Origin of the sequence: Metabacillus sp. 84 (assembly GCF_050107715.1) — a bacterium.
GTDB lineage: Bacteria > Bacillota > Bacilli > Bacillales > Bacillaceae > Metabacillus_B.
Genome location: NZ_JBNILN010000016.1, coordinates 49,694 through 67,414, shown reverse-complemented (window position 1 = coordinate 67,414; position 17,721 = coordinate 49,694). Strand labels below are relative to the sequence as shown.

The 17,721-nt window shown below is 42.9% G+C and carries 14 protein-coding genes; 10 read left to right on the top strand and 4 right to left on the bottom strand.

The features are described 5' to 3' along the window. The first annotated feature begins 726 nt into the window (after positions 1 to 726). The 5 genes from ACQCV8_RS18615 (at position 727) to ACQCV8_RS18595 (ending at position 7,932) form a co-directional block, all read left to right on the top strand. A complete protein-coding gene (locus ACQCV8_RS18615) occupies positions 727 to 2,142 on the top strand; it encodes a sigma-54 interaction domain-containing protein (RefSeq protein ID WP_426846954.1) in 1,416 nt (471 codons plus the stop codon). Positions 2,143 to 2,487: 345 nt separating this feature from the next. Then, positions 2,488 to 5,511, top strand: coding sequence for a DUF6359 domain-containing protein (locus ACQCV8_RS18610; RefSeq protein WP_426846953.1), 3,024 nt, complete (start codon positions 2,488 to 2,490; stop codon positions 5,509 to 5,511). A 310-nt stretch (positions 5,512 to 5,821) separates the two neighbouring features. Then, a complete protein-coding gene (locus ACQCV8_RS18605) occupies positions 5,822 to 6,088 on the top strand; it encodes a hypothetical protein (RefSeq protein ID WP_426846952.1) in 267 nt (88 codons plus the stop codon). Next, the gene (locus tag ACQCV8_RS18600) at positions 6,085 to 6,321 is read left to right on the top strand and encodes a hypothetical protein (protein ID WP_426846951.1); all 237 of its coding nucleotides are present in this window, start codon (positions 6,085 to 6,087) and stop codon (positions 6,319 to 6,321) included. The genes ACQCV8_RS18605 and ACQCV8_RS18600 overlap by 4 nt, the downstream gene beginning before the upstream one ends. 828 nt (positions 6,322 to 7,149) lie before the next feature. Continuing rightward, positions 7,150 to 7,932 (top strand): SurA N-terminal domain-containing protein, encoded by a 783-nt coding sequence (locus ACQCV8_RS18595; RefSeq protein ID WP_426846950.1) that lies wholly within the window; start codon positions 7,150 to 7,152, stop codon positions 7,930 to 7,932. A gap of 94 nt (positions 7,933 to 8,026) precedes the next feature. Here the strand turns inward: ACQCV8_RS18595 and ACQCV8_RS18590 are convergent, their stop codons facing one another. Together ACQCV8_RS18590 and ACQCV8_RS18585 are read right to left on the bottom strand one after the other, a co-directional pair. Next, positions 8,027 to 8,620 (bottom strand): DUF6944 family repetitive protein, encoded by a 594-nt coding sequence (locus tag ACQCV8_RS18590; RefSeq protein ID WP_426846949.1) that lies wholly within the window; start codon positions 8,618 to 8,620, stop codon positions 8,027 to 8,029. Between the two features lie 122 nt (positions 8,621 to 8,742). After that, positions 8,743 to 9,201 carry an RDD family protein gene (locus ACQCV8_RS18585; RefSeq protein ID WP_426846948.1) on the bottom strand — a complete coding sequence of 153 codons (459 nt, stop codon included), beginning with the start codon at positions 9,199 to 9,201 and terminating at the stop codon, positions 8,743 to 8,745. Positions 9,202 to 9,906: 705 nt separating this feature from the next. Between ACQCV8_RS18585 and ACQCV8_RS18580 the strand changes: the two genes are divergently transcribed. Further along, a complete protein-coding gene (locus ACQCV8_RS18580; RefSeq protein WP_426846947.1) occupies positions 9,907 to 10,200 on the top strand; it encodes a hypothetical protein in 294 nt (97 codons plus the stop codon). After that, positions 10,200 to 10,499 (top strand): hypothetical protein, encoded by a 300-nt coding sequence (locus ACQCV8_RS18575; RefSeq protein WP_426846946.1) that lies wholly within the window; start codon positions 10,200 to 10,202, stop codon positions 10,497 to 10,499. The genes ACQCV8_RS18580 and ACQCV8_RS18575 overlap by 1 nt, the downstream gene beginning before the upstream one ends. A gap of 54 nt (positions 10,500 to 10,553) precedes the next feature. On the opposite strand, the gene ACQCV8_RS18570 is transcribed toward ACQCV8_RS18575, so the two are convergent. Next, positions 10,554 to 10,712, bottom strand: a complete 159-nt coding sequence (locus ACQCV8_RS18570; RefSeq protein WP_426846945.1) for a hypothetical protein — start codon at positions 10,710 to 10,712, stop codon at positions 10,554 to 10,556. A gap of 257 nt (positions 10,713 to 10,969) precedes the next feature. On the opposite strand from ACQCV8_RS18570, the gene ACQCV8_RS18565 reads away from it, so the two are divergent. Both ACQCV8_RS18565 and ACQCV8_RS18560 read left to right on the top strand, forming a co-directional pair. Further along, positions 10,970 to 12,394, top strand: coding sequence for an NAD-dependent succinate-semialdehyde dehydrogenase (locus tag ACQCV8_RS18565; RefSeq protein WP_426846944.1), 1,425 nt, complete (start codon positions 10,970 to 10,972; stop codon positions 12,392 to 12,394). Between the two features lie 103 nt (positions 12,395 to 12,497). After that, positions 12,498 to 13,034 (top strand): YtxH domain-containing protein, encoded by a 537-nt coding sequence (locus tag ACQCV8_RS18560; RefSeq protein ID WP_426846943.1) that lies wholly within the window; start codon positions 12,498 to 12,500, stop codon positions 13,032 to 13,034. A 95-nt stretch (positions 13,035 to 13,129) separates the two neighbouring features. Here ACQCV8_RS18560 and ACQCV8_RS18555 read toward each other — a convergent pair whose 3' ends face one another. Next, positions 13,130 to 15,709 carry a PAS domain S-box protein gene (locus tag ACQCV8_RS18555; RefSeq protein WP_426846942.1) on the bottom strand — a complete coding sequence of 860 codons (2,580 nt, stop codon included), beginning with the start codon at positions 15,707 to 15,709 and terminating at the stop codon, positions 13,130 to 13,132. A 126-nt stretch (positions 15,710 to 15,835) separates the two neighbouring features. Between ACQCV8_RS18555 and ACQCV8_RS18550 the strand changes: the two genes are divergently transcribed. After that, positions 15,836 to 17,719: a squalene--hopene cyclase gene (locus ACQCV8_RS18550; protein ID WP_426846941.1), complete on the top strand. Its 1,884-nt coding sequence runs from the start codon at positions 15,836 to 15,838 to the stop codon at positions 17,717 to 17,719. The last annotated feature ends 2 nt before the right edge of the window (positions 17,720 to 17,721 follow it).

Genomic DNA, 17,721 nt, shown 5'->3' with positions numbered 1-17,721 from the left:
CGAATGGTTTTACCGATTTGGTACAGCTTGTATCTCAAAAACAGAAGGAAACGGTAAGCAATGAGTCCGCCCAGCCTGTCGAATTACATCGAAAAGTCTTTATATGAAAAGTACGGACAATAAAACAGAAGTACGGACAATAAAATAAAAGTACGGACAATAAAACGATGAGTACGGACAATAAAACAAAAATACGGACAATAAAAAGTTCCAGGACCAAACCCGGGCGGAATCCGAATGGTTTTACCGATTTGGTACAGCTTGTATCTCAAAAACAGAAGGAAACGGTAAGCAATGAGTCCGCCCAGCCTGTCGAATTACATCGAAAAGTCTTTATATGAAAAGTACGGACAATAAAACAAAAGTACGGACAATAAAACAGAAGTACGGACAATAAAACAAAAGTACGGACAATAAAACAGAAGTACGGACAATAAAACAAAAGTACGGACAATAAAACAAAAGTACGGACAATAAAACAGAAGTACGGACAATAAAACAAAAGTACGGACAATAAAACGAAGATGCGGTCCAATCTATAGCTGAAAAAACCGTTCCGCAGCCCCCTGAATCGCGCCAGGCAAACATAATCATGCGAATTGTATAGTTTATCAGCCGAATTAACAGCGGAATTTTCTCATGAGTAATTCAAGCTGCTTTTGACAGCTCAACCGTGAAATCGTTACTATATATGAAAACGTTAACATTTACGAAGGAGAGTTTTAGGTGAAAGGATTATTGGAACTCGTCCCGCCGGACTGGCTTGAAGAAGTGATCAATCTGGCGGCAGAATGCACAGTTGTTGTTAATCACAAAGGGACTATTCTATATCTGAATCATGCTTACTGTGATTTTTTGAAAGTTTCTTCGGACGAAGCGATAGGCAGACCTGTCCAGGAGATCATTGAAAACTCCAGGATGCAAATTGTCGCTAAAACGGGCAAAGCAGAGGTTGCCTCTATTCATCCAATTAACGGGAGTGAAATGATCGCAAACCGATACCCATTGTATGTAAAAGGGCAGCTTGTTGGGGCAGTCGGTACGGTAATGTTCAGGAATCCGCAGGAATGGCTTGATTATTCCAGAAAGCTGCAGCCTTTGATGGATGAATTAAACTATTATAAAAACCGTTATGAAAATGAGCTGCAAAGCAAATATCATTTTGGCGATTTGATTGGGGAGAGCCGGAAATTTATTGAGGCAAAGCATCTCGCTAAGCGCGTTTCGGAAAGTCACTCAGCTATTCTTCTTTTAGGGGAATCAGGTACTGGAAAGGAACTCTTTGCCCATGCTATTCATCAGACGAGCGGAAGAAAGCATTTGCCTTTTATGAGAATCAATTGTGCATCCATTCCTGAACATTTATTTGAATCAGAGATATTCGGGTATGAAGAAGGTTCCTTTACGGGTGCTAAAAAAGGAGGAAAGAAAGGAAAATTTGAACTTGCTAATGGCGGAACGATCTTTTTAGATGAAATCGGCGACCTTCCGCTGCAAATGCAAAGCAAATTATTAAGGGTGCTTCAGGAAAGAGAGATTGAGAGAATCGGAGGGAGAGGGCCCATAAAAATTGATGTCAGGGTCATAGCTGCCACACATCGCCGTCTTGAAACAATGGTGGAAGAAGGGTCTTTCCGCAAGGATCTCTACTACAGGCTGAACGTTATAAAAATTGAGATCCCTCCCCTCAGGGACCGGAAAGAGGACATCCTGCCTGTAAGCACCCTTCTGTTGAGAAAGCTCGAAGGGAAATTTCATCATTATGGTTTAAAGCTGTCCGAGGAAGCCGCTGCTTTGCTTGAAGAGCATGACTGGCCGGGAAATATTCGGGAACTTGAAAACGTTCTTGAAAGAGCGGTTAATGTCCTGGATGGTCTTACAATATTCCCGGAGCATATGCCCTTATATTTGCAAAGTGAAGAAAACAATGGGACCCGTGGGGTACCGTCTTCATCTGCCAAACATTTTATGGGAGAGCCCATTAGGACGCTGAAGGAGAGTGTTTGCGATGCTGAAAAGGCAGCCATTATCGGGGCTTTGAAAATGACGGGCGGAAATAGAGCAAAAGCAGCAAGGCTTCTTGGAATTGGGAAAACGAGTTTATATGATAAGTGCAAGCTGTACTCAATAGAGAAAATGTAAATTTTTCGGCGTTATAAACCGTATCATTGGACACGGTTCTATATGTCTACTAATTTTCAGTCTTTTTACATACGCAAAGAGAATGGCGCAAGATTAATGATGAGGCACAACTTAGTAGATGATGTCGAATTTAAGGGATCCTTCCAATTATGCCCTTTTCAGCGCTCAAGGACCTTCCTTATTTTTCATTCTTTCGACCTATTTTTATGACGTTATTTTCGTATTCTTTTAAAATAGCGTCATATTGTTTACACTCGATCAAGTAAAATTTACAAAAATCGCATAGATTTACCATTAGCATTGATATATATTTTGTACGAGGATTTTATAGAGGAGGATATGAGGATGAATAAAAAGAGTATGAAATGGTTTATGCACTTATCTATTGCTTTTGCCATGATTTTCAGCCTGCTTGCTCCAGCAGGGGCGAATGTTTCAAGAGCAGCGGATGTACTGACCGTAGCGGAAGCAATTGCGAACAATAACGGCCAGACTGCAACGGTTGAAGGATATATTACAGCTCATACAACCGGTGCAAAATCAGTCAAATTTGACCCCCCTTTTGGCAACGATTACAATGTTGCAATCGCGGACAGCAGTGCAGAAAAAGACGTAAGCAAAATGGTTTCTGTACAGCTTCCATCAAGCTTCCGATCCACTTTCGGACTGCAGTCAAATCCTGCTTTAATCGGAAAGAAAATAAAAGTGACCGGCGAATTGCTTGCTTACAATAGCATGCCGGGGGTTAAAAACGCATCCGCTATTGAATTTTCAGATGCCGTAAGTGAGCCTCCAACGGATGAACTAAAAACGATTGCCGAAGCCCGTGTGCTCCCAAAAGGGTCTTCAGCTGCAGTAACGGGAACGGTCACGGCGATTTTTACAGCGGGCGGAAAGAACAATGTCTACATCCAGGATGATACAGCCGGCATGATTATTAGAGGAGCCAGCCTTGATGCAAAAGTTAAGGCGGGTGACAGAATCAAGGCTTCAGGCTCAGTGAACGATTACTACGGAATGTCCCAGCTCGATACGTCTGCTGAAGCTGTATCTGTTGAACAGGCAGACGCAGGGGTGCCGGAAGCTCAAATCGTATCTTCACAGAATTTTAATGAAGAGATCGAAGGGGAACTCGTTACCGTTAAAAATGCATCTGTCGGGTCCAAAGACAGCAATGGAAATTTTTCTGCAGAGGATGCAAATGGCAAATTTGTCATAAAACCTTCTGACAGCGCACTTCTGGAATCCGGGAAGACATACGATTCAATTACCGGAGTCATCGATTATAACTTTAACGAGTACAAGCTTGTTCCGAGATTCTCTCAGGATGCAGTGGAAGATGAGTCAGCGGTTCGCCCTGTCACTGCAGATCCTGCTCCTGGTTTTATTCAATCAGGAACGGAGGTTGCTCTTTCAACAGAGACGGAGGGCGCCGCTATTTATTTCACAGTCGATGGAAGCGAACCCAATACTCAAAGCATTCGATACGAAGGACCAATTAAAGTTGAAAAGGATACGGTAATCAAGGCTGTTGCTGTTAAGAATGGTTTAAAAAACAGTGACTCGTCTGCATTTGAATACAAAATACAAAAAGAAGCTATCCGCATTCATGACATTCAAGGGGAAAGTCATACATCTCCTTATAACGGACAAAATGTTGCCGATGTGGAAGGAATCGTTACGCACGTTGCAGACAGCAGCAATTTCTACATGCAGGACATGAACCCCGACAGCAACGAAAACACTTCTGAAGGAATTTTAGTCTACAAACGCTCTCACGGCTTGAAAGCTGGGGACATTGTAAAAGCAAGCGGACAAGTAAAGGAATGGGTCCTTGAAGGATACAGCGAAAAGCTCCAGACTGATTTACCGGTAACAGAAATCAACGCAGCGGGCATTGAGAAGGTTTCTTCTAATAATGAACTTCCGGCACCTGTGATGATCGGCAAGGACCGAATCGCCCCTGCAAAAGTAATTGACAACGATCAATTTGCGGCATTTGACCCTGAAGAGGACGGAATTGATTTTTATGAAAGTTTAGAAGGAATGAGAGTAGGAGTCGAAAATCCCAAAGTTGTTGCTCCTCAAAAATACGGCGAACTAGTTGTGGTTCCTGAAAGTGTAAAATCGAATACGAAGGATGGCGGACTTCGGGCAAAGAAAAATGACTTTAACCCTGAACGTCTGCACATTGATATTAACGATGAGTCATTCCTTGCCAAAACAGGTGATTCCTTCAAAGGAATGATAAATGGTGTTGTGAGCTACGGTTTCAGCAATTACAAAATTCTCAGCAGCAAAAATGAACTTCCTGAGTTTGTGCCGGGAAATACAAAACGCGAAATCACCCATATTAAGAGCAAAAAGGATGAATTGACTGTTGCATCCTATAATGTTGAGAACTTTTCTGCGGCAGACGGCGATGAAAAGGTTACAAAGCTTGCTCAGGCAATTGTTACGAATTTAAACAAACCAGACATTGTTGGCCTTACTGAAATGCAGGACAATGATGGTCCGGCTGATACTGGAACGACAGCTGCTGGTGAAAGCTATAAGAAGCTTATTGATAAGATCAAAGAATTAGGCGGACCTGAATATTCATATACAGACATTGCACCAGAAGATAAAAAAGACGGCGGACAGCCGGGCGGAAACATCCGGGTTGGATTTCTGTACAACGAAGACAGGGTCAAGCTTGCTCCTGGAAAGAAAGGGACGGCTACACAAGCGGTAGGATATGAGAAAGGCAAATTGACTTTAAATCCCGGCCGGATTGATCCTGCAAATGAAGCCTTTGAATCAAGCAGAAAGTCTCTGGCAGCTCAATTCAAATTTAACGGCGAGGACGTCATTGTCGTAGCCAATCACTTTAACTCCAAAGGTGGAGACCAGCCGCTTTTCGGAAAAAACCAGCCTCCGGAATTGAAAAGTGAAGAGCAAAGACATAAAATTGCTGCGATTATCAATGGATTTGTTAAAGACGTGGAAAAGAAGAACCCGGATGCTAATATGATCGTTCTTGGAGATTTCAATGACTTTGAATTCTCAAAAACATTCGATATCTTAGAAGGTTCCGAGCTTAAAAACATGGTTGATAAAATTCCTGCTAAAGAACGTTACTCTTACATCTACCAGGGAAACTCTCAAGTACTTGATCACATCTTAGTATCCAAGCATCTTGCGAAAACGACAAAAGCTGATATTGTTCATATCAACTCAGCCTTCATGGAAGAACAGGGACGCGCGAGCGATCATGATCCTTTATTAATTCAAACAGATTTCAGCTCGAAAAAAAGAATTTGCAGCATCTGGGAGCAAATTTTAAACAAGAGCAATCAAAACCAGTACAAAGAATTTTGTGCCCGCTAAAGAAATTGGGAAAAACCTGCTGAAAAAGCAGGTTTTTTTTGCTTTTCACAGCAGATCACCATTTGGTTTACTTCAGGCTTTGGGATACAAACATAGACTTCCATCAGAGAAGAATAAATATCTCTGCTAGATATGTTTAAGTGAGACAAAAGAGGAAAACTAAAGAACAGGCGTCAAAGTCCGTTTTACCTATGCACTAAAACGGGTACTGTACACTAATCATACAATTTTTTACACATATCAGGCATGGCTTAATCAAAATAATGAGAGTTTGTCATTCAGTAGAAATGCTTAATGAGGAGGCATAGAGATGATGCGATTAGAAGTTAACATTCAGCCGTCTGCTGAAGCCGCTGTACTAATATATAAAACAGACATTGTAGGGGATTTTTTAAAGGAGCTCCCTGAAACCGAGTTTTTTATATATAAAAATGCATTTAAAAATAAGAAGCACTCGTCTGAATTTGAAAAAGCAGCCAAAGAATTAATGGAAACTGAAAAAGAAATTAAGAAAATCGGCACGGAACTCCAATCAGAAATGAACAGACGGCTCATTCAAATGGAGACAGCAGAATGAGCAAGAGACGCCAGGCCCTGCTGAAACTGCAAACGGAGCTAGATAGAGCTGAAGCTTCTGCTACAGAAGCAACGAGAATATTGAATACGATGTTCGACGCCGACTACCCGGACAGTTCTAACACCTCATCCGACTCCATTGAACATTTAAAAGAGCAAATGGACTATAACATGATTCAATACAAAATGAAACTTAATCAGTTAAAAAAACTGCTCTCAGATGCAAGCGGATAACAACGCTTGATTAGGAGCAGTTTTTGGATTGTACGAAACAATGAGTTATTATCTGCAGACGGCAAGTTTTACAAGTTCAATGGTTTCGACAGTGGTATTAAAGAGTCGTGCAAATTCAATTGTTGTAAAAGCCGATAGTTTTTCTAAGATCCTCTTGCTGTGAAGCTATGTGCAGATGAACGCCCTGCACGGCCGAGCCCGGTTTTTGCACAATCATGGATTGGTAAGGATGTGTTGTTTCAACAAATTCTGAAGTATGCTTTGGCATTGGCCCATGATGACTATAAGTATTTACCGATTCTTTTTCCTCTACTATACAATCCCTCTATGCAAGCGGCCGGCAGCCCATTCAATAGTCACTTGCCCCGGCCCTCCTCCTGACGATATTCATCATTCAAACAAATTGTTTTTATCCCCTCATTAAATAAAGCATCTGCAACGATTCCTTAATAGATATCCTTGGCTGCCAGACTTCGCCCGGACAAGAAGCCCATCCACTGCTAAGCAGAAGTGCGGGAATGGCTGAATCTTCTGTGTTCCTGCCCAAGCCGATATGGATCCTCACCCACAAGAGGGAAACTTCCCATCAGAAAGAAGTGAACGTTTCTTTTAAAGAGAGCGATTAAAGCAGGTATTATATGGAGAAACTGTTAAAGATGTACTTGTTTCCAACCATGCACCACGAAATACCACAGAATTTCTAAAAGTATTACAGAGGTTTCAAAGAGATAACAATTGGGCTATTGCGGTTTCTTTTTTATTGCCGGTCCGATACAATGCCTACTGTAGCTATTAAAGCAACTATAACTTGCAGCAGGAGGAGAAAAGATGAAAAAAATAATGTATCCTCTCACCATAGGATTAATGAGCTTAGTTCTAGCAGCATGCGGAGCACAGGATGAGGCAAAAGAAGAAAAAAAAGAAACGAAAGAAACGGAACAGCAGGCTAATGCTAAACAGCCAAGCCAGGAAGAACAGCAAAAGCAGATGGAAGAAATGCAGAAAAAGATGGATGCTCAAAAAGTAGAAGATAATAAAGAGGTCGCTGTTGTTAACGATCAGCCGATTAAAGGAAAAGAATACAATGCCGCTTTATCTTCTACTCAAATGCAAATGCAGCAAATGGGACAGGACCCTACGTCCAAAGAAGCTGAGAAGCAAGTGAAGGATCAGACGGTGAATACTTTGGTCGGGCAGAACATTCTCATGCAGGAAGCGGATAAAAAGGGGTATAAGGCTTCGGATGAAGAAGTTACTAAGCAAGTAGAGGAAATAAAAAAACAGTACAATAACGATGATAAGAAATTTCAAGAGGCTTTAAAAATGCAGGGCATGGATGAAAAGCAGCTGAATGAGCAAGTCAAAGAAAGCATTAAAATGAATAAGTATGTAGAAAAAGAAATTCCTGCGCCGGAAGTAACCGATAAGGAAATTGAAGAGTATTACAATCAATTTGCTGAGCAAGGCGGTGCAAATGGCCAAAAGCCGCCTAAGCTTGAGGAAGTAAAACCTCAGATTAAAGAGCAGCTTACCCAGCAAAAGCAAAACGAATCACTTGGCAAGAAAGTGGAAGAACTGAAGAAATCAGCTAAAGTAGAAGTGAAGATTTAATAAAATGGCTCTCAGATTCATTCTGGGGGCTGTTTTTATTTGGACGGTTTTATGGGGAACGGGCATTCGTCAGTATTGACTTCCAGCAAAAGGGTTAAGACCTTTGAGGATACTGGAGCGGGGCATTTCTGTTTATTATGTATCTTTTAGAAAGAGCAGCTGAGATGGTTGAAGCGCCTGAAAATTGAAGGATGCTTCCAAATGCCTGAATAGAGTTTCCTTCCTCTTCCTTTCCTTTGAGGAGGTAATAGGCGCCAATGGCCTCTATCGCCGCTCCGAATGAAACAAGGTATTCACCTGCTGCAATTATATCCGCTAAAGGAGAGTACGGATCAACTGCAGCCGCCTCAATTGCAGCTCCCGCGGCCTGGACAGAATCTCCCAGTATATCAAGCCTGAGCCCGTTTTCCCGATCTCCGTTCAGGATAAATACACCTGCCACTGTATTCGCAGCATTCCCTGCAGCTTGAAACCAGGAGCCGGATGCAGCCAATGAACGTCTTCCTGCAGATAGGGCCACAGCCTGAAGTGCGTTTCCAGAAGCTTCTGTACCATTTCCAATCACGACTAATTTTTCACCCAGAATAGGAGAACTCCCCGCAACAAGTGCTTCTCCTGCTGCGGCAATCGCTGTCCCGACAGCCTGGATGGATGCACCTGTCAGTTCAAGAAGTCCCTCACCAGCCATTGTTCCTCCTCCTTTTTTAATAGTTTAACCTATATTATTCCCAACCAGGGGTGAAGTTGCACAGCGCTTAACACGAAAAATCCGGTCTGCCTTAGCAGTCCGGTTTAAATTAGGTATTCAGGCTACGAGGCGGCATTAGGGACATGACCGGGCTGCATCGCCGGATTTTTGTCATACTTGAGCACGCTTGTACTTGCCATCATGTCATGCAGTCCCTGATGATTTGTATTGAAAACAACAAACAAATAAAGCAAAGGGAAGGTCCCGGTGGCATTAAGTCCAATCACCCTTACAATTGATTTGCCTATTGAAATCTGTCCGCCAGATTCATCTACAATTTTCAACCCCATCCAATATTTACCTAACGTTCCCTGGAAATGTGAAGCAGGCATTGCAATTTGATAAAAGAGGCTGGCAGCACTCCCCAGGATAAAAATAATGACTGAAACGGGAGACTTCACGACTGTATCCGGGATAAGGGCAAGGATCATTAAAATCAATCCCCAAATTCCCATTATCATCAATGAATCAATCAACTGGGCAACAAGACGCTGTCCTGCGCCGGCATACCTTCTACCCATGAAACAAAACACTTCCTCTCAATATGTATAATTAAGTAAAATATAGAAAAGCATGGTTTTTTATACCCTGTGTATCAATAAGATAAACGTCATAATAGTGAAAAATCCAACATGCCCGATTGCGGGGATCATCGCTGCTGCAAGAGCCATGCCGGCAGCGGAGGAATATAAGCAACTATGTGTCTAAGGGCAGGGTGTGCCGGCGCATTACTAAATTAGAGCATTAATTGCTAAAAGGCGGTTGAACCAGAATTCAACTGCAGAACGATGGAACCTGGCATTCATCCCATTCTTTCTATTAAATAAAAATCTTTTAAATAAGCTGCAAATCCAAATCCTTACACGATGAAAGGACTTGTTAACGGATAAGTAAATTCCATTTTAAGGGTATTATTTGTGAGGATAGATGTGTTTTAGACGTGCTGAAATACATCTATAAAGATTCTTTATTTAAAAAATAGGTGAATAATGACATGGATGAGTCCTATTGCTCTATCTTAGTCTAAGCATTACAGCTCATAAAACGAAAACAAGGACTATCGATTCGACTTAAATCGACAAAATCTTCAGGTGTTCTTCCTATTATAATAATCCAAATTTCCGTTGTGCTTATTTCAAAATATCTCCTATACTTGAAGAAAGAAGAAGATGGGGTGAAAAATGGTGAATGAGATGGATCGCTTCAATCAGCTTATGAGGAGCGTAATGAACACGGAAGGTGATTGCTATGCGGTACAGCTGCTCAGAGGCGAACTCGTTTTACTTATGGACCAGTTTACCGGTATTATTCACCAGACAACCAACCATGTATCGGAAGCAGCTTATGATTGGACAGGGAAAAGCGCGGATGGATTTAACAGGGTAATGGAAGATGCAACAGATGCATTTGTCTCGATATACAACCATATGAATCAAATGATTTCCGGTCTGCAAAACGAGGAAGTGCGGCTGTCGGAGCTTGCTGAACAGCTAGAAGAGAAAGCGAGAGATACCATTTAATGAGCCATCAAATTAAATTACGCGCCGATGAATTGACTGCTTTAAGCAGCCAGCTGAAAGCGCGTGAAAAAGAATTGCTTGAAGTACAGCAGGGGTTTGTGCATTCATACTATAAAGCTTCCTCCCATTATCCCAACCTTAAACTGCTGGAGGTTTCATACCATTCTGATTGCATAAAAAAAGAGCTCGAAAAATTGATTGAAGCCATGTCTCAGCTGTCAGAAATCGCAGAAAAGACTCCTTCAGAAATGTCCCGATCTGATCAAGAAGCAGCCCGGCAATTTGAAAACACCTATTAATCACTAAATGGATAGAGCCGGCCCGATTATCCCGGCCCGGCTCTTTGAGGCTCTTTAATGCTCTTTTCCTTCATTTTTCCCGCTCTTTTCAGTGCACCATTCCCGCCCGCCTGATCGTTTCAATTCCTTTTTAAACTTATTGAACTCATTCCAGGCTAGAAAGGCGAAAAGACCGATTCCGCAAGCAGCTTTCCATCCATCCTTCTTATCCATATGTTTCATTCCTCCTTTTTTTCCATTCGTTCTGCTGAACTCAGCTGTTAAAAGCAACTGACAGGCTGTGCGCCTATCCAAAGGCGTGTGAGCCCCCTCATCAATGTGCGGCCAAGGTGCTCCATCAGGCGTCTTACGCTTTCCGCTCCAATTAAAACAATAAGCTTTATCAAAGCCTTCAAATTTAAAAATTAATGTTTACTAGCATCTAGTTTAGTGGAAAAAAACAGAAAGTAAAGTTTACAGGAGGGTTCCTTATGAAAGCTTGGCCAGCGTATATAAATGGAAACTGGATGAACAAGGATGAGAAAATCAGTATAGAAAACCCTGCAACCAGAGAGGTGTTTGCTACCGTACCAAAAGGCGGGGCAATTGAAGCGAAAGCAGCTGCGGATGCAGCCCATGATGCACTGTCTGAATGGTCAGCTCTGACTGCCTATGACCGTGCAGAATATCTGGAGAAATGGTATGCCTTGATAAAGGAGCACCAGAATGAAATCGGGGCAATTATGACAGAAGAGCAGGGAAAACCCTTGAAGGAAGCAATCGGTGAGGTCGGCTATGCCAACAGTTTTATTAAATGGTATGCAGAAGAGGGAAAGAGGGTCTACGGTGAGACCATTCCGGCATCTTCCCCCGATAAACGTCTATTTGTCATTAAACAGCCTGTGGGGGTAGTGGCGGCCATCACTCCATGGAATTTCCCTGCTGCCATGATTACGAGGAAAGTAGGACCTGCCCTTGCAGCTGGCTGTACAGTTGTGGTTAAACCAGCTTCAGCCACTCCCCTGACAGCCCTGAGATTAGCCGAGCTGGCAGAGGAAGCCGGCCTGCCGAAAGGTGTATTGAATGTCATCACAGGGTCCTCCAAGGAAATCTCTGAAACATGGCTTGCTGATGAAAGAATAAAAAAGCTGTCTTTTACAGGCTCAACAGAGGTCGGAAAAACGCTGATGAAGGGTTCGGCTGATACAATGAAAAAGGTTTCCCTTGAACTGGGAGGCCATGCCCCGTTTATCGTAATGGATGATGCTAATCTTCAAAACGCAGCCAGGGCAATGGCAGCTTCTAAATTCAGAAACTCCGGCCAGACCTGCATATGCACGAACAGAGCCTATGTCCACGAAGCAGTTTATGAAGAGTTTATAGAAAAATTTAAACAGGCTGTATTTGAATTAAAAGTTGGGAATGGAATGGATGAGGATGTCGCTGTCGGTCCTCTAATTGATGATGATGGCTTAGAAAAAGTAAAAGAGCATATAGCAGATGCGGAAAAAAAAGGAGCCACATTGCTAAGAAGTCCTCAGGGCATTCCTGATTTAAAAGGGTATTACATCGAGCCGGTTATAGTCAGTGAAGCAACGGATGATATGCTCTGCATGAATGAAGAAACATTTGGCCCGGTTGCTCCTGTCACAAAGGTTCAGAGCATGGAAGAGGCTATCAGGAGGGCGAACGGTTCTCCATTCGGTCTTGCTGCCTATGTATACACGGAAAATATATCACAGGGTGTTAAGATTGTAGAAGCACTCCAATACGGAATTGTCGGTTTGAATGACGGACTCCCTTCTACTGCTCAAGCTCCTTTCGGCGGAATGAAAGAGAGCGGACTTGGCAGGGAAGGCGGGAGACAGGGAATCGAAGAGTATCTGGAAGTGAAATACATTTCTCTGGGTCTATAGAGACTTCTGATCCAAAGCAATATAAAAAGTACATCTTTCGTGTTTACCCCTGCTTAAGCAGGGGTATTGTAAGACAAATCGATTTTAAGGAGGAATTCAGGCAATGACTCAAGTTACGATTCAGGACAGTAAAAAACAGACCGCAAAAAACAGCAAGCTTGTAAGAGGGATGATTATAGGTGCTGTAATTGGCGGGGCAGTAGCTATGCTTGATTCCAATACAAGGAAAAAAGTAACAAAAGGTGCCACTGGTTTAAAGGATTCCACGGTGGGAATCGTCCAAAATGTAAAGGATAATCCGGGAGAAGTGAAGAACCAATTTGTATCCCAATTCAATACGGCAAAAAACACACTCGAGTCCGCAATCAGGGATGCGCAGAATATTTATGAGAGCTTAAATAACGGGGTGTTTAAAAAATTGAATGAAGCTGCTTCCACATCTCAGGAAGCCTTCGAGAATGTAAAAGAAGCAGCAGAAGATGTTAAAGAGGTTGGCGGAAAAGTAGCAGAAGCCGGTTCGGAACTGACTGAACCCCTCAGTTCTGAAACAGAGAAAACAACCTCCTCTATAAGCACAGATAACTTTGAATCCTCTGTGCCAAGCCAATCCAATCGCTCAAAGGATTCTGCAAATCTCTAACTCAGAATGTTACATAGAACGGACAGCAGCTGCTGTCCGTTTTTATTTGTTTATTAATCAATAGAAAAACAGATCCTGGAGCAGGATCTGTTGACTCATGCTGTTTCGCTGTTTGTCCCAGAAGAAGCGGGAAGAGTTACAATCACCTTCGTTCCGGTGCCCGGGGTACTTTCAATAGTCAAATCCCCCATATGATCCTCCAGGATTTTCCGGCAGATAAGAAGACCTAAACCGGTTCCTTTTTCTTTTATGGAATAAAAGGGCTCTCCTAAAAATGGGATCCGTTCCTCCGGTATTCCAATGCCGGTGTCTTCGATTGAAATGATCAGCTTATTTTCGCTTTGCATCACTCCGATGGTTATGGTCCCTTTATTAGGTATGGCTTCTATAGAGTTGGTTAAGAAATTTAAAAATAATTGCTTAAGGGAATCCGCTTTTCCATCTATAAAAAAGGCTTCATCAGGGTTACGGATGAACTCAACTGCAATGCCGCGGTCATGCAAATCTGGCAATAGCATCCGAATCAGCGGTTCGATAATTTCTGTTTCGAGGTTCAGCTTTACCACTTCGGCGTCTTCAGGTTTTGCTAAAGTTAAAAACTCATTGGTTATGAGTCTGATATGTTCAAGCTCCTTTTTCATAACTCTTAAATACTCTCTGTTCAGCTCATCAGAAGATTCCAGCAGCTGAACGAATCCAAGAACAGAGGTAAGCGGATTGCGCACCTCGTGTGCAACGGCGGTAGCCATATTCCCTGCAAGTGCCAGTTTTTCCTGGCTTTTCAGCATTTTTTCCATTTCAATGCGGTCCGTAATGTCCTGAAAGGTAGCGATGATGTATTCGACCGCTTCGCCCTGATCCGCATAAAGGATTCGTGTATCAAGTAATATCCACCGGTTTTGTCTCCGTTCCGGGTTATATACCCCCATAACAAAATGGGAAATTTCTTTTTTTGTCCGCAGTGTTGTCATAGAGGGGTGCTCCTGGCCTTTTAGGAGCTGTCCTGTTTCATCCCTTGCCTGCCATTCCTCGTTGAAGGAATTCATATTTAATATATCGGAGCTGGAATATCCAAGTATTTCTGAGGCGCATTCGTTGGCAAAAATGATGTCTCCATCTGCGTTTTGCACCGTTATTCCGCATGTTATGGCATTGTAGTACCGATATTTAACATTCTCTAAAAGAATTCGGTCTGTCTGATCATAGAATGTCAGGACATGGCCTTTCCCATTTCGCATCGGGTTTGCGGAGAGCTCAAAATATTTGGTTGCTCCGTCGGTTTCAATAGCGGCTTCAATGGGCTGGCCTTCTGAAAGAAGCTGCTTTAAGCTGCTGTCGGTCAGGATCTTATTAAGAAAAGTTTCAACAGGCTTGCCAATGATCTGAGAGTTGTCCAAATGTAAAGCAAGTGAAAGAGAAGAGTTTGCGAAAACTGCTTCGCCCTGGTCATTCATTCCCAATATGCCTTCTACGCTTGAGCACAATATATCCTGAATCTGATTAAAGGCAGTTTGAATTTCTGCTTCCGCTTTTTTGCGCTGGGTAATGTCCCGCATCATCACGAGAGCAGAAGCTTCATTTTGATTCCAATCAGAAATGCCTTTTGCTTCCACAGTCGCGATGCTTCCATCATCCATTGAAAAATTTAATTCAACCGGACCGGCGATTTCTGTTTCATGCTGGAGAAGTGATCGGATCGATTCATAAGCGAGCTTTTGATCTGCAGGATGAATTCGATCCAGTAAAGACCCGGAGGCCTGGTCGCAGCGAATTCCAAGCATCTTTTCCGCTTCAGGATTTAAATAGGTTAGCTTGCCGTTCTCATAAATGGCAATTCCATCGGGGTTGTGCTCAATAAGCTGCTGGATTTTATCATGACTTTCTTTTAATTTTCTTTCATAGGACTTGTTTTCTGTTAAATCAATGCCGGTGCATACGATGTACAGGACATTCCCATCCCCATCATAGATTTCTTTATTTGACCACCGGATCAGCATTTTCCCTCCGGTCTTCGTCACCCAGTAATTCTCGTAGTACTTTGGGAAGGGGTCGATTTTGCCTGAGAAATAGTCCATCGCGCTTTTTCTGTGCTCTTTCTCAAGCATTAAATCCCAAATGAATGCTCCCGCCGCTTCCTTATACGAATATCCAGTATGATACGTGCAATGCCAGTTCCAATCCTCTATTTGGCCATTCGGTCTGAGCAGAACCACAAAGGCCTGTATGGTGTTCATAATTACATGGGAAGTTTCTTTTTCTGAAAGGAGCTGATAAAACTCTCTCTTTCTTCGGGCAATTTGTTTGATTGAATAAAAAATGAAGTGTTTTTCCCCAGCCTCAAGCAAATGGCAGCTGGCTTCTATGGGGATGCTCTCCTGGTATTTGTTTTCTATTTCCATTTCTATCGTGATATGGGTGTCTGCTATCAGCTTTTCCTCGATGGAGCGGTAAACTTTCGGAGCAATCTTGCTGAAAAAAAGAGAGTGTGGATCGATTTGAAGTATTTCTTCACTCGTGCAGCCGAGAATTTCACATGCTCTTCTATTTACGTGATAAAAATGTGCAGTAAGGGGCCGCAATGATGTGAGTTCCGTAATAACGATTGCATCATTGGTTTGATTGAAATAGATCTGCAGCAGCTTGCTCAAATTTTCGTCCGTTATTGAATCCTTCATTATCCCGCCCCCCTAAGATTAGTTACTACTATCTTATTTGATTCTTACCCGAATTACTAACTCCTGATCATAAAAATTTTACAAGACTCATATATTTTTACTTATTCCATAATAAGGGGTGTGCTTATGATTCGGGAAGCGGAACAGGGGCGGCTGTATTTAGCAGAGAAATTAAGAAAAGAACAGCTTTCCAATGGCTCCTGGGATTATCTATTTGATACAGGCATCAAAACGGACTGTTTTATGATTGTGCTTATCCGGTCATTGAACCTTCATGATTTTAAGCTGACGAAACCAATAGCTGAGAGAATAGCCGGGAGACAGGAGCAGGATGGCTCCTGGAGACTCTTTCATGACCAGGAAGATGGGGATTTGTCTACAGCGATTGAAGCTTATTATGCACTAATTCTCTCAGGATATTACGCAGAATCCTCTCCCCAGATGGTTGCTGCACGAGAATTCATTTTGTCTAAAGGGGGAATCAAAAAGGCAGGATTGTTTACGAAAATTCTTCTGGCCCTTACCTCGCAGGAAAGCTGGCCGGCGCTGCTGCCGGTTCCGGTTGAAGCGATATTGCTCCCGAAAAACTTCCCGGTAAATATGTACGACATTTCAGTCTACGGCAGGGCAAATCTAGTGCCGATCCTTGTTGCTGCAGGAAAAAAATTTCAGCTGGAAATCCAGGATGCTCCGGATCTTTCCTGTTTAAAAGAGGAGAGAGTCACGGAGCCTGAGCTCTACAGAAGCGGAGAGTGGAGAGGGATTTTCAGTCTTATATCATCCGGAGTTCAATCCATGGCAGAAGGACCAGGCAGACTAAAGGAAGCTGCCTTTAAAAAAGCTGAAACGTATATGCTTTCAAGACTCGAATCAGACGGGACCCTATACAGTTATTTCAGCTGCACATTTTTAATGATTTATGCCCTAATGGCTTTAGGATATGAGAAAACGCATCCTGTTATTGTGAAAGCTGTCCGGGGACTGGCAGCTATGGCCGCTCAATCTTATGATGGGGTGCATATGCAATATACGACAGCCCATATCTGGAACACTTCTCTGCTATCCTGCGCCCTTCAGGAAGCCGGAGTGAAAGATGAAATGGTTAAGAGGGCCAACCGCTACCTTCTTGTCAGGCAGCACAGCCGCTTTGGAGACTGGGTGATTCATAACCCTCAAGGAATTCCTGGAGGATGGGGTTTTTCAGATATTAATTCGATGAATCCGGATGTCGATGATACGTGTGCCTCTCTAAGGGCAATACAAAAAGAAGCAGCATCAGATCCGCTAAGTCTTCAAGCCTGGAAAAGAGGGCTTAATTGGGTCCTCAGCATGCAAAATGGGGATGGTGGATGGGCCTCATTCGAGCGGAATGCCAATCCTCCTTATGTACATTTTATTCCGATTAGCAGGGCAGAGTTTATTATTTCAGATGCCTCATCAGCTGATCTGACTGGCAGAACGATCGAATTTTTATGCGGCTATGCAGAAATGGACATGGAAAGTGAAGCTGTAGCCAAGGGTATCCAGTGGCTGCTTAATAATCAGGAGCGGGACGGTTCCTGGAAATCCAGATGGGGGATTTGTTATATATATGGAACGTGGGCTGCCCTTACCGGTCTAAGAGCTGCAGGGTATGAAGCGGAGAAGACTGCGGTTCGCCGTGCCCGTAAATGGCTGGAGACGATTCAAAACCGTGATGGCGGATGGGGTGAATCCTGTAAAAGCGACGTATATTCGAGGTATATCCCATTGGGAGCAAGCACTCTAACTCATACTGCCTGGGCACTCGAAGCGCTTATTTGCTGTACGGAGCACCCTTCCTCTGCTATTGAAAAAGGGATGGGCTATTTGCTGAGCAATCTGAATAAGACGGATTGGACCTCTCATTATCCAAAGGGCCAAGGCTTTGCAGGCCAGTTTTATATCCACTACCACAGCTACGATCTTATTTTTCCTCTTCTTGCTATATCCAAGTATTTAAAATGGTCAAAAGATAGGGAAAACGCATAGGC

Coding starts and splice junctions, on each gene's coding strand:
- ACQCV8_RS18610 (WP_426846953.1), top strand. CDS start 2,488: ATGAATAAAAAGAGTATGAAATGGTTTATGCACTTATCTATTGCTTTT.
- ACQCV8_RS18575 (WP_426846946.1), top strand. CDS start 10,200: ATGAGCCATCAAATTAAATTACGCGCCGATGAATTGACTGCTTTAAGC.
- ACQCV8_RS18585 (WP_426846948.1), bottom strand. CDS start 9,201: ATGGGTAGAAGGTATGCCGGCGCAGGACAGCGTCTTGTTGCCCAGTTG.
- ACQCV8_RS18555 (WP_426846942.1), bottom strand. CDS start 15,709: ATGAAGGATTCAATAACGGACGAAAATTTGAGCAAGCTGCTGCAGATC.
- ACQCV8_RS18565 (WP_426846944.1), top strand. CDS start 10,970: ATGAAAGCTTGGCCAGCGTATATAAATGGAAACTGGATGAACAAGGAT.
- ACQCV8_RS18570 (WP_426846945.1), bottom strand. CDS start 10,712: ATGGATAAGAAGGATGGATGGAAAGCTGCTTGCGGAATCGGTCTTTTC.
- ACQCV8_RS18605 (WP_426846952.1), top strand. CDS start 5,822: ATGATGCGATTAGAAGTTAACATTCAGCCGTCTGCTGAAGCCGCTGTA.
- ACQCV8_RS18595 (WP_426846950.1), top strand. CDS start 7,150: ATGAAAAAAATAATGTATCCTCTCACCATAGGATTAATGAGCTTAGTT.
- ACQCV8_RS18550 (WP_426846941.1), top strand. CDS start 15,836: ATGATTCGGGAAGCGGAACAGGGGCGGCTGTATTTAGCAGAGAAATTA.
- ACQCV8_RS18600 (WP_426846951.1), top strand. CDS start 6,085: ATGAGCAAGAGACGCCAGGCCCTGCTGAAACTGCAAACGGAGCTAGAT.
- ACQCV8_RS18580 (WP_426846947.1), top strand. CDS start 9,907: ATGAACACGGAAGGTGATTGCTATGCGGTACAGCTGCTCAGAGGCGAA.
- ACQCV8_RS18560 (WP_426846943.1), top strand. CDS start 12,498: ATGACTCAAGTTACGATTCAGGACAGTAAAAAACAGACCGCAAAAAAC.
- ACQCV8_RS18590 (WP_426846949.1), bottom strand. CDS start 8,620: ATGGCTGGTGAGGGACTTCTTGAACTGACAGGTGCATCCATCCAGGCT.